Raw genomic sequence first — 12,808 nt, 5'->3', positions numbered from 1 at the left:
GTAACCGCGGCGTGATCGAATGGCACAATGCGGCATCCCGTTCGATAAGCCTGCCACTCTGCTGACATGGAACTCCGGCATCTCCGATACTTCGTCGCCGTTGCGGAGCACGCGAGCGTGCGCGGCGCCTCCGAGCAACTTCACGTGACCCAGCCGGCCATCTCGCGGCAAATCCAGGACCTCGAGGAAGCCTTGGGCGTCGCGCTATTCGAGCGCACGCCACGCGGCCTCAGGTTGACGCTGGCGGGCGGCGCCTATCTGCGCGAGGCGCGCGGCATTCTGCAGCAGGTCGAGCAAGCGGCGCGCGTCGCGCAACGAGTCGCGGCAGGCGTGTCGGGTCATGTGCGCATGGGGTTCGTCGAAAACGCGGTGTGGGGCGGCCTCGTGCCGAACGCGCTGCAAGCGTTCCAGCAGAAGGCGCCGCAGGTCGGCATCGAACTCACGCCGATGAACACGCCCGAGCAACTGGACGCGATCGACGCGGGTCAGCTCGACGGCGGCTTCATCTACCACTTCGGCGCGCTGCCCGAGCAATTCGCCAGCTTGCCCTTGCTCGAAAACGGTGTCGTGCTGGCGGCGCCGGCTTCGTGGTCGTTCGGCCGGCGCAAGACCGTGCCTGCCGCGCAACTGGCCGGCAAGCCCTTCATCACGTTTCCGCGCCATGTTTATCCCGCTTACTACGACCGCCTGATCGGCGCGTGCGAGCGCGCTGGTTTGACGCTCGACGTGGTGCAGGAAGTGTCGACCGAAGCCGCGATTCTCTCGTTAGTGTCGGCGGGTGTGGGCGCGGCGATCGTCAACTCGGCCAATCGCGAACGGCCGCCCGCGCTGGTGCAATTCCTCACACTGTCCGATCTGTCGATCGTGCTGCCGCTGCATTTTGCGTATCACGAGCAACATCGCAATCCGGCGCTCGCGCAGTTCATTGCCTTGCTCGAGGCGCAGAAGTGAGTGGCTGGCAATACCTTGCTGTGATGCCTTTAAGGCATCGGCTTCCCTAAAAATCGGCATTGGCGCTGTTTTTTTGCCTCGACGATATTGAAGCACGACCACGGCGCGTCATCCGACGACAGCGCCGTGGTCCGCTTTCTTATCGGGAGACAACCATGCCGTCCACACCATCGCTGATTTCCACCGACATCGACTACGAACGCCTCGGCCTGCAAAACGGCACGCTGCGCGTGCCGTTTTCGCACGACCGCTCCGCGTACGGGCACATTCCGATTCCGATCACCGTGCTCAAGGGCGGTAACGGTCCTACGGTGTTGCTGACCGGGGGCAATCACGGCGACGAATACGAAGGCCCCGTTGCGCTGATGAAACTCGTCCGGCGCATGCCGTCGATGTCGATCAACGGTCGGTTGATCGTCGTGCCGGCGCTGAATTTCCCGGCCTTTATCAACGGCTCGCGCACCTCGCCGATCGATAAGGGCAACCTGAACCGCGTTTTTCCCGGCGCGCGCAACGGCCATATCACCGACATGATTGCGCACTATGCGGACACCGAACTGTTTCCGCGCGCCGACGTCGTGATCGATCTGCACGCGGGCGGCGCGTCGTTCAATCATCTGCCGGCCTTGCTCGCGGCGCCGCCAGCCGACGCGTCGCGCCGTGCGGAATACCGGCGGCTCGTGCAGGCGTTTGCCGCGCCACAAACCATGCTCATGGATCTGCTCGGCGAGGACCGCACGTATGGCGCGGCTGTCGAGCGGCACGGCAAGCTGTTCCTGTGCGGTGAATTCGGCGGCTACGCGGCCTGCGATCCCAACGGCGTCGCGATCGTCGAGGATGGTCTGCGGCGTGTGCTGCATACGCTCGGCGTCACGCCTGACGAGCGTCCGCCTGCGCCGCGGCACGACACGCGTTGGTTGAAAGTGGACGGCGCGCGGCACTACGTGTTCGCCTCGCGGGCGGGCGTGGCCGAACCCGCGTTCGCACTCGGCGATCAGGTCAAAAAGGATCAGTTGGCCGCGCGGGTGTTCGATCCGTACGCGCCGTGGAGCGAACCACAGGAGATCCGTTTTGCGGGCGATGGTGTGGTGGTCTGCATGCGTTCGTTCGCACGCGTCGAACCGGGCGACTGTATCGCCGTGCTGGCTGCGGATGCGCAGTGGCAGTGACCCAGTCCATCGAACAGAAGCCAGCCGGAGATTCGCCATGAATGCAGTCACCACCGCGTCCGATGCCGACGCCGCCGATGCGCGTCGTGGGCACACGTACGTCGTCGTCCTGTTCTTTGTCTGCTTTGCGTTTTCGTATCTCGACCGGCAGATCGTGAGCATTCTCGTGCAACCGATCAAGGAAACGCTGGCGCTCACCGATACGCAAATCGGCCTGCTGCAAGGGTTTTCGTTCACGCTGTGCTACGCGACGGCGGGCGTGTTCATCGCGCGCTTGATTGATCGCTCCAATCGCGTGCGGTTGATTGCCGTGTGCGTGGCGATCTGGGCGGTCTCCACGGCGCTGTGCGGGTTCGCGCACAATTTCGGCGAACTGCTCGCGGCGCGTGCGGGGACGGCGATCGCGGAAGCGGGCCTGAGCCCGGCGGCGCTGTCGATCTTCAGCGATCTGTATCCGCCGCGCAAAGTCACGCGAGCAAGCAGCGCGTTCATGCTGGGACCGTACATCGGTGGTGGCGTCGCTCTGTTCGGCGGCGGCATGCTGCTCGGTTCGATCGAGCACGGCGCGGGCGCTGCGTGGCTCGCGGGCATGGGTTTGAACGGATGGCAGGCGGTGTTCGTCGCGGTCGGATTGCCGGGCCTGGCGCTTGCGGCGATCGTCGCGTTGTCGGTGCGGGAGCCGCAACGGCGTGGGGTGTCGTCCGCGCTTCGGAACGTGGCCGCGGACCCGGCCACGCAGGGTGTCGTCCCGACTGAAACTGCGCCATCGGCCGCTGTGGTGGCCGAGGCATTGCAAGACAGTACGCCGCCGCTGAAAGACGTGCTGCGTGAACTGTTCGTGAAGAACCGCTTCTGCCTGCCGTACTTCGCCGCCTATGTCGCGCTGATCACGCTGTTCTACTCACACGCGGCCTGGTTTCCGACGCTGCTGATCCGGCATTTTCATCTGACGCCACGCGTAGTCGGACAGATGGCAGCGCCGGCCTATATGTTCGGCGGCATACTCGGTGTGCTGAGCGCGGGGTGCCTCGCCGGGCGCGTCAGCGATGCCGCCGCCGTGCGCAAGGTGCTGGTGCTGTCCGCGTCGGCGGCTGCGTTGCTCGTGCCGGCCGCCATCGCGATGCCGCTCGTCGGCGATGTGCATATCGCGGTGGTCCTGTATGGCGCCTCCGCGTTTGCTGCGAGTGTCGCGATGGCGTTGGCGCCGGTGCCGATCCAGATCGCAATTCCGAATCGTATGCGCGGACGCTCGATTGCGTTGCTGGTGTTTCTCACCAACGCGATCAGCGGCGGACTCGGGCCGTTCGCGGTCGGCTTCATCAATCAGCGGCTCGGCGGGCAAAGCGCTGGTTTGGGCGTGGCGCTGGCGTGCGTCGGCGGTGTGGCGGCTGCGCTCAGCGCGCTGCTGTATGGCGTGGCGGCGCGACGCACGCCGGTGTTGGCACGCGCATGACGCGGCTTGCATGGCCGCGTCCGCGTGAATCGGTGCATGACATGGCCTGCATGGTGGCGGCCGCGTGAACCGGCGCAAGAGATGGTTGCATGGAGGCGCGTCGCGCCCCATAGACCGATGGACACCGAGCCTCACATGGCGATGCCCACAAAGCATCACCAAACGCAGAAAACGGCATTGGCCGGCAAGCCACGGATTTGCGATAGTGAGGCCATTCACCGCAGAAGAGTGGCATAACCGATCCACTCGCTGCCGCCGCACTTTTCACGGAGTCACATGATGCCGACTGAGGTCCTCACGCACCGAATAGGCGACGCGCGCATTACCCGCGTCAGCGAAACCTGTTTTCCCTTAGCGCCCACGGTCCTCTATCCGGAGTGGGCGTCGTCGGCAGCCGACGAATTGGGCCGCCGCCTGTCGTCGGCAAGTCTCGACCTCGAACACAACGAAGTGACGCTGAGCGTGCACACCTGGGTCGTGCAGATCGACGGCCTGACCGTGCTGATCGACACCGGCATCGGCAATTTCAAGGAGCGGCCGTTCAGCAAGCTGTTTCATCAGCTGAACAATCCGTACCTGGAGCGTCTCGCCGACGCGGGCATCTTGCCGGCGCAGGTGGACGAGGTGCTGCTCACGCATCTGCACGCGGACCATGTCGGCTGGAATACGCAGTGGATCGACGGCCGCTGGCAGCCGACCTTCCCGAACGCGAAATACGTGTTCCCGCAAGCGGAGCAGGATTTCTTCGCGACCCCGGCGGGTGACAGCCGCCGCATGGTTTTCGATGACAGCGTCGTGCCTGTGATCGAATCCGGTCAAGCCGTAACGATTCCTGCCGAGGGCGGCACGTGGCGCGAAGGTATCGTATTTCATCCCACGCCGGGGCATAGCGCCGGACATATGTCGATATCGATCCGTTCGCGCGGCGAGGAAGCGATCTTTACCGGCGATGTGATGCATAACCCCATCCAGGTCTACCGCCCGGAATGGAACTCGACGTTCTGCCTCGATGGGGCGTCGGCGCGTCACTCGCGGCACTGGTTGCTGAACTACGCGGCCGATCGCGACGCGACTCTCTTCACCGCGCATTTTCCGCAGACATCGGCGGGGCGGGTGAGGCGCGGCGCGGACGGATTCGAATGGCAGTACGCTGACGCCGCACCATGACGTTGCCTTTCAGGCAATCTGGCCGGGCTCGCCACGGAGTTTGCTATCATCACTGTATAAACATACAGGTTTCATGAAAGTGCCGTGGCAACACCTGTCTCTCCCTACGCTCTCTACTATCTGCTGAACTTCGAGCGCGCCCTGGCGTGGCTCGCGCAGCGTTATGACGATGTGTTCGACACTCACGAACACGCGTTTCTGCGCGAGTTCGCCGCGTTGCCGCAGTCTTCGCGCGCGCTGCTGGTTCGCATGCTGATGCGCAAAGGCACGCTGTTCCGCGCGAGCCGCCTGTCTTACGACGAGATCGGCTGCCCGTTGCAGGCGGCCGCGCCGATCGCGGCGCTCGGCTGGGTCGACACCGAACCGTGTCTGACGCTCGACGAGTTGTTCTCGCTCACCACGCGTGCCGAGTTGATGGAGATTTTCGCGGACACCATCGCGTTGATTCCGGGCGCGAGGAGCCTGCGCAAACCGGACCTGCTGGAAACACTGCGCCCTTTCTCTGCGAGTGAGAGCGACGAGGAAGGTGCCACGGCGCGCCCGCTTTCGGCATGGCACGGTCGAGCTGAAGACCGCGTCCTTCACGTGGCGATCGCGCCGCTTTGCGAACGTTTGCGTTTGATGTTCTTCGGCAATTTGCAGCAGGAGTGGTCGGAGTTCGTGCTCGCCGACCTCGGTGTGTTCCAGTACGAGAAAGTGGCGTTCGCGCCTTCGTCGCGTGCTTTCCAGCAGCGCGCGGACGTCGACGTCTATCTCGCCTTGCATGCGTGCCGCGAGGCGCTCGAATGGCTGCCCGGTGGCGACGCGGAAGCGGCGGCAATCGACGAGCTTGTCACCTCGGTCGCCGCCATTGAGACTGCCAACCCCTGGCTCGAGACGCGGCGCGCGAAATTGCTGTTCCGCATCGGCAATCTGTGCGAGCGTCGGCAGAACTGGGCGGCCGCGCTCGCGGTTTATGAGCGTTGTGCGTGGCCCGGCGCGCGCCATCGGCGCATGCGCGTGCTCGAACGCAGCGAGCGTTTCGACGATGCCTTCGCGCTGGCCTTGCAAGCCTCCGCCGCGCCTGAAAGCGAAGAAGAGGCGCAACGCCTCGCGCGCATGCTGCCGCGTTTGCAGCGCAAGCGTGGCGAGGCGGTCGCGCGTGTGCCGGCGGCCCGTCCGGTCGAGCGCAGCGCGCTGGTGCTGCCGCGGCCCGAGGCGCCGATACCGGTCGAGTACGTCGCCCGCGATCATTTGACGTGCGAGACCGCACCGGTGCATTACGTCGAGAACGCGCTGATCAACTCGTTGTTCGGGCTGCTGTGCTGGGAGCCGGTTTTCGCGGCGGTGCCGGGGGCGTTTTTTCATCCGTTCCAGCGTGGTCCGGCCGATCTGCACGCGCCGGATTTTCATGCGTGCCGCGCGGATCAGTTCGCCGGGTGTCTGGAACAACTCGATAGCGGCGTCTATCGCGAGACGATTTTGCGGCATCTGCATGGCAAGGCGGGGCTGCAATCGCCGTTCGTGTTCTGGGCGATGCTCACGCCGGAACTCGTCGCGCTGGCGCTCGACTGTCTGCCGGCCGCACATCTGAAACTGTGGTTCGAGCGTTTGCTGCGCGATATTCGCGGTAATCGGTCCGGCTTGCCGGATCTGATCCGATTCTGGCCGGCCGAGCGCCGCTATGAGTTGATCGAAGTGAAAGGCCCCGGCGACCGCTTGCAGGACAATCAGATTCGCTGGCTCGCGTATTGCGCGCAGCACGGCATGCCGGTACGCGTGCTCGACGTGCGCTGGGCCGATGAAGCCGTAGTCGCGGAAGGTGGGGGCGTGGCTGAAGTTGCTACCGAGGCCACCATCGAGGTCGCCGCCGAGGCCACTGGCGAGCCGACCGCCAAGGTCATCACCGAGGTTGCCGCCGAGGCCACCGGCGAGCTCACCGCCAAGGCCACTGCCGAACCCGCCAAAGCCACCACCGAGGTCGCCGCCAAAGCCACCACCGAGGCCACCGCATGACCTACATGGTCGCCGTGCGGGCGATGTGCGAATTCACCGCAAGGCGCGGCGACCTCGATCTGCGCTTCACGCCTGCGCCGACCTCGCTCGAAGGCATGGCGGGCCACATGACGGTCGCCGGCCGGCGGGCAAGCGGCTACGAAGCCGAAATCACGCTGACTGGCACGCATCGCAGCCTGACCGTGCGCGGCCGCGCCGACGGCTATGACCCGAGCGCGAACCGGCTGGAAGAGGTCAAGACGCATCGCGGCGATCTCGAACGAATGCCGGCCAATCACCGTACGCTGCACTGGGCGCAGGCGCTCGTCTACGGACATCTGCTGTGCCGGACACGCGAACTCACGGAATTGACGGTAGCGCTGGTGTACTTCGATATCGGCACCCAGAAAGAAGTGTTGCTAACGCAAACGCATACCGCGCGCGACCTGGAGATTTTCTTCGTCGAGCAATGCGAGCGGTTTCTCGATTGGGCAGTTCAGGAAGAAGCGCATCGGGCCGCGCGCAATGCGGCGCTCGACGCGCTGCGGTTTCCGCATGGCCAGTTTCGCAGCGGACAGCGCGAGCTGGCGGTGTCGGTGTATCGTTCGGCGCGCGACGGCAAGCCGTTGATGGCGCAGGCGCCGACTGGCATCGGCAAGACGCTCGCAACGATTTTCCCCTTGCTCAAAGCGTGTGCGTCGGACCAGATCGACCGGGTGTTCTTCCTGACCGCCAAGACGCCAGGCCGCGCGCTGGCGCTGGATGCGATCGAAACGCTCCATCGAGGCGCCACGCGCCTGCCGTTGAGAACCCTCGAACTGGTCGCGCGCGACAAAGCCTGCGAGCATCCCGACAAAGCCTGCAACGGCGAATCCTGTCCACTGGCGCGGGGCTTCTACGACCGGCTCGACGCGGCCCGCAGCGCGGCGCTGGCCGCTCCGCGCCTCGACCGCGCGGCGGTGCGCGAAGCGGCGCTCGCCCACGACGTCTGTCCGTACTACCTGGCGCAGGAACTCACGCGCTGGGCCGACGTGGTGGTCGGCGATTACAACTACTACTACGACAGCAGCGCCATGCTGTATGCGCTCACGCAGATCAACCAGTGGCGCGTGGGTGTGCTGGTGGACGAGGCGCACAATCTGCTCGACCGCGCGCGCCGCATGTACACCGCGTCGCTCGATCAGGCGACGTTCCGGCTCGCGCGCAAAACGGCGCCGGCCACCTTGCGCAAGCCGCTTGAACGGCTGCAACGCGAGTGGAACGCCGTCAAGCGCGCGCAGACCGCGACCTATCAGGTCTATGCCGACGTCCCCGGCAAACTGCTCTCGGCCGCGCAGAATCTGATCGGCGCCGTCACCGATCAGCTGGCGGAAGCACCGCTTTCCATCGACGAAGCGTCGCTGCGCTTTTTCTTCGACGCGATGCATTTCGTCGCGCTGGCCGAGCAGTTCGGCGAGCATTCGATCTTCGATCTCACGCTGAGCGCGGACCGTTACGCGCCGCGCGACAAAACGAATGCCACGCTCTGCGTGCGCAACGTGATTCCCGCGCCGTTCCTCGCGCCGCGCTACGCGGCCGCGCGCACCACGGTGATGTTCTCCGGCACGCTCAACCCGCATCATTTCTATCGCGACACCCTGGGCCTGCCTGAACAAACCCAATGGCTCGACGTGGAAGGGCCGTTTCGCGCCGAACAGTTGCAGGTGCGCGTGGCCGGCAACGTATCGACGCGTTGGCGCGACCGCGAGCGTTCGCTCGTGCCGATCGTCGATCTGATCGCGCGGCAATATGCGGCGCAGCCGGGCAACTATCTGGGCTTTCTGAGCAGCTTCGAGTATTTGCAGCGCGTGGTCGCGCTGATGCGCGAGCGGCATCCGGACTTGCCGGTCTGGGCGCAGGAACCCGGCATGGACGAAGCGGCGCGCGACGCGTTTCTCGCGCGCTTTCGCACCATGAATCAGGGCGTGGGCTTCGCGGTGCTGGGCGGCGCGTTTTCGGAAGGCGTCGATCTGGTCGGCCAGCAATTGATCGGCGCGTTCATCGCCACGCTCGGTTTGCCGCAGATGAACGAGATCAACGAACAGATGCGTCGCACGATGGAGGAGAAGTTCGGCAACGGCTACGACTACATGTACCTGTACCCCGGTTTGCAGAAAGTGGTGCAGGCGGCCGGACGCGTGATCCGCACGGAGCAGGACCAGGGTGTGGTGCATCTGATCGACGACCGCTACCGGCGGCCGGAAGTGCGGCGGTTGCTGCCGCGCTGGTGGGACGTGCAATAGCGCGCCAGCCCGGCGCGTTATTAGCGCGCCTCTTTACCTCCCAGGTAATCGACCTGCCTACCGTCGCCCGGCACAGTGGCGTCACGGCATCACGACTCCCACTTGAGGCAAGGAGACTTCCATGAACGCGACCGCACCGTATCTCGCCGACGAACCGAACACCATCCGCACCGCCGACAACACGCGTCTTTTCTACCGCGACTGGGGGCAGGGCACGCCGCTGGTGTTCCTCTCCGGCTGGACGCTGAATTCCGACATGTGGGCGTACCAGATGGAACCGCTGTCGCGTCTCGATTGCCGCTGCATCGCGTACGACCGGCGCGGGCATGGCCGTTCGAGCGATCCGGGCCGCGGCTACGACTTCGACACGCTCGCCGACGATCTGGAGAGCGTGTTGAGCGCGCTCGATCTGAGCGGCGTCACCCTGGTCGCGCATTCGATTGCGAGCGGCGAAGCGGTGCGTTATCTGACGCGTTACGGTTCGGCGCGCGTCGCCCGGGTCGCGTTCATAGCGCCTGCGGCCACGCCGTATCTGCTGAAAACCGAGGACAACCCGAACGGCATCGACGCCGCTTTATTCGAGCAAGGCCGCCTCGCGCTGAGCCGTTCCTTTCCCGACTGGATCGAGGCGAATGCGGCGCCGTACTTCGGGCCGGGCGTGTCGCGCGCGCCGCTCGACTGGACGCTCCGCATGATGCTGCAAACCTCGCATCAGGCGATGCTCGAACTGGCGCGCGTGCAGACCATCACCGATTTCCGCGCGGAATTGGCGAAGATCGAGGTGCCGTCGCTGATCCTGCATGGCGATCGTGACGCGTCGGCGCCGCTCGAACTGACCGGGCGGCCCACCGCGGCGCTGATACCCGGCGCGTCACTGCATGTCTATGAAGGCGCGGGTCACGGCTTTTACTTCACTCATGCGGAGAGGTTGAAGCGGGATTTGCTGGCGTTCCTGGGCCGCCAGCCGGCTTAGGGTCGACGGGCAACTGGTCTTCCACCGGCACGTCCTTCTGCGCCGCTGCGGCGGACGAAGGCGCAGCGGCGGGCGGCGCGGCCTTCGGTGCATCAGCTGCGTCAGGTGCGTCTTTGTGTGTGTCATCCGCTTCGATTCTCGCGGGTGCGCTTTCCGGGTCCCACGTCAGCAGATTGCGCTGCGGGTTCGCGATCTCGATGCCGCGCTCGCGGAACTGGTCGAGAATGCGCCGGTTGAATTCGCGCTGCACGCCCCAGCGCGCACTGTCGCGGCACTGGATCTGGCCGGCCAGCGTGATGGCCGAGCCGTCCAGCGCATCGACGCCCCAGAAGCTGAAGTCCGACAGAATGCCGTCCTTGAACTTGTCGTCCTCGCGCAGGGCCGCGCCGATTTCCTTCAGCGTGTTGATGGCGAGATCGACATCCGCGCCGAACACGATATTGACCTTCACCGCCGCATTGCCGATGCCGCGGTTGGTGTTGTTCACCGTCGATACCGAACTGAACGGCACGGTGTAGAGCGAACCGTCGCCGCCGCGCAGCCGCACAGTGCGGATCGACAGATATTCGACGGTGCCGGACACGCCCGCGAGCGTGACCCAGTCGCCGACCTGCATCGCGTTTTCCATCAACAGGAAAATGCCGGTGATGAAATCCTGCACCAGTTTTTGCGAGCCGAATCCGAGCGCCACGCCGAAGATACTCGCGCCCGCCAGCAGCGGCCCGATGTTTACGCCGAGTTCACTCAAACCGGTGAGCACCACCACCAGCGCGATCGCGCAGAAGAGCGCGCTGCGCAGCATCGGCAGCAGCGTGCGCAAGCGCGCGGCGCGCACGAGGTCGCCGCTGGTGGTCCAACTGTCTAGCCGTTGTTCGACCGATACGTTGACGCCTTCCCACACCAGCAGCGCGATCACGGCCGCCACGCCGATCGTGATGATCGCCGACGCGAGCCGGTGCCCGATCGTCCCGGTACGGAACAGGTCGCCCACGTGCACGCCCCACACCTGCAACAGCGCGAGCGCGGTCACGATGCCGATGAGCCACGCCACCACGAGGCGCAACAGCGGGTAATAGCGGTACGCGTGCTGATGCACGAGCGATTTGGCCGCGTCGTCCTGCACATTGAAGAGCCGGGCCAGCGCCCCGAACACCACGATCGACACGACCCGCGCGCCCACCAGCACCGCCAGCGAAATGCCGCCGAGATGCAGCAGCGCGTGATAGCCGTTCTGCACGTCGAGCGCCCAGATGAACCACAGCGCCATGACGACGAACACCGCGGCCCACGCCCAGACTTCGGCGAATACGTTGCCGAACATCTCCAGCGACTTGCGCGCGGCGAGGCGCTTGCGGATCAATTCGCCGACCGGGGTCGCGCATTGCAGCAGCAGGATCGAGATCATGACGTGGCCGGCGAGCGCGACCACTTTCATCAAGGCGAGATGCGCCGCGTCGTTCAGACCGAGCGACTGCGCGATCTCGGCGATCGCGGAACCCACGCCCACCACGCTGACGATCCGCACTATCCAACGTTGCACGAAAGCGGCCCACGCGTCGCTCATGCGCAGCAGACGCAGACGCGGCGCCGCCGGTTGCAGGAAGAAACCGCTGACGATCACGATCACGCGGCATAGCACGTAGATATCGACCAGCGAATCGAGCGCGCGGTCTTGCGGCGTGCCGTCGTCGGCGAAGATCGACATCAGCGCGCTCGCCGCGCCGACGAACACCACGAGCGGCAGCAGCCGCAGCGCCATGGAGAGGAGCGCGCGCGGCAGGCGCCGCAGAAGCGTCCAGTGATGTTTGGCGTTCTGCTTGCCTTTGGCTTCGTTGACCCGGCCTTTGGCCTTCGTCGCGGCGGAGGTGCCGGACGGCACGGCCGCGGCTTGCGCCTCTGCCGTACTCACCGGCGAGGGCGGCGAAACGGGCAAGGGCGGCGCGGCGTTCGGCGCGTCGGCGGGTTGTGGCGCGACGTCGACGGGCAGGTCGGCTTGCGCGGCGTCGTCTTCGTCTGCCAGTTCGCGGCGCGCTGCCAGCGCCCGGTAGGCGCGGCGCAGCAGGCGGCGCGCCAGCCATTCGAGCACGAGCGCGGGAATCAGCGCGGCCAGCAGCGACCACGCGACGTGGCCCAGTACGGCGCGCGCTTGCGGGTTGGTCGATTGCCAGTTCCACCAGGCGCGGACCGACGCGAGGTCGAGCAGCGCGGCGACCGAACTGCGCAACGACTTGCCGAGGTGCACGGCCCAATGCGCGCCCTGGCGGGCCAGTTGCGAGGCGAGGCCGTTGGACTTGAACGCCGCCGGCACGATGGCGGCGGCGCCGCTCGCCGCAGCGGGCGCCGAGGCGGCCGCGGGCGCGGAAGCGGGCGGCGCGCTCAGCACGCCGGCGGCGGCGATGGCCTGCAGCGTGTCGGCGACTTGCGCGCGGCGCGTGGGGTCATTGAGAACGGCGAGAGCCTGGCGGGCCTGCTCGGGTGTCAGCGTGACGCCGACGCCGGAGGCCGACGACGCGGGCGTGGCCGGCGCTGTTGCGGCGAAAACCGGCGCGGTGATGAAGGCGAGAAGAACGAAAAACCAGACCTGGAATAATTTGCGCATAGGGTGTAAAGCGGGGGACAGATGCGGACGGCTGTGCCGATACGTACGGACCGGTTCGGCGGCGTGACCATGAACCGACACGGTTTTGGCGGTACAAGTTCCTTGACCTGCCGTGGCGCGAGGCGCCGGAAATCCGGCGAGCCCCGTGCAGCGGCACCTTGCGGTAGCAAAAAACTTGCCTGTCGGACAGTACCCGATTGTCCCATGCCGGCTGCGACGCGCAGGAATTCCCCCCGGCCC

The 12,808-nt window shown here is 65.8% G+C and carries 8 protein-coding genes; 7 read left to right on the top strand and 1 reads right to left on the bottom strand.

From position 1 onward, the window contains the following. Positions 1-66: 66 nt before the first annotated feature. From B0G74_RS24175 to B0G74_RS24145, 7 genes are all read left to right on the top strand, one after another. A complete protein-coding gene (locus B0G74_RS24175) occupies positions 67-951 on the top strand; it encodes a LysR family transcriptional regulator (RefSeq protein WP_132377387.1) in 885 nt (294 codons plus the stop codon). 155 nt (positions 952-1,106) lie between these two features. Further along, the gene (locus B0G74_RS24170) at positions 1,107-2,120 is read left to right on the top strand and encodes a succinylglutamate desuccinylase/aspartoacylase family protein (protein WP_132377386.1); all 1,014 of its coding nucleotides are present in this window, start codon (positions 1,107-1,109) and stop codon (positions 2,118-2,120) included. Positions 2,121-2,157: 37 nt separating this feature from the next. Then, positions 2,158-3,573, top strand: a complete 1,416-nt coding sequence (locus B0G74_RS24165; RefSeq protein WP_132377385.1) for an MFS transporter — start codon at positions 2,158-2,160, stop codon at positions 3,571-3,573. Positions 3,574-3,852: 279 nt separating this feature from the next. Then, positions 3,853-4,740, top strand: coding sequence for an MBL fold metallo-hydrolase (locus B0G74_RS24160; protein WP_132379332.1), 888 nt, complete (start codon positions 3,853-3,855; stop codon positions 4,738-4,740). Between the two features lie 84 nt (positions 4,741-4,824). Beyond that, positions 4,825-6,735, top strand: coding sequence for a VRR-NUC domain-containing protein (locus B0G74_RS24155; RefSeq protein WP_132377384.1), 1,911 nt, complete (start codon positions 4,825-4,827; stop codon positions 6,733-6,735). After that, positions 6,732-8,996, top strand: a complete 2,265-nt coding sequence (locus B0G74_RS24150) for an ATP-dependent DNA helicase (RefSeq protein WP_132377383.1) — start codon at positions 6,732-6,734, stop codon at positions 8,994-8,996. The genes B0G74_RS24155 and B0G74_RS24150 overlap by 4 nt, the downstream gene beginning before the upstream one ends. 121 nt (positions 8,997-9,117) lie before the next feature. Beyond that, positions 9,118-9,969 (top strand): alpha/beta hydrolase, encoded by an 852-nt coding sequence (locus B0G74_RS24145; RefSeq protein WP_132377382.1) that lies wholly within the window; start codon positions 9,118-9,120, stop codon positions 9,967-9,969. On the opposite strand, the gene B0G74_RS24140 is transcribed toward B0G74_RS24145, so the two are convergent. Further along, complete coding sequence (locus B0G74_RS24140; protein WP_132377381.1) at positions 9,908-12,568, bottom strand: mechanosensitive ion channel domain-containing protein; 2,661 nt, start codon at positions 12,566-12,568, stop codon at positions 9,908-9,910. The genes B0G74_RS24145 and B0G74_RS24140 overlap by 62 nt on opposite strands. Positions 12,569-12,808 lie beyond the last annotated feature (240 nt).

Origin of the sequence: Paraburkholderia sp. BL9I2N2 (assembly GCF_004339745.1) — a bacterium.
Taxonomy (GTDB): Bacteria; Pseudomonadota; Gammaproteobacteria; order Burkholderiales; family Burkholderiaceae; genus Paraburkholderia.
Note: the sequence above shows the minus strand (reverse complement) of the source record. Positions and strands in the feature narration are given on the sequence as shown.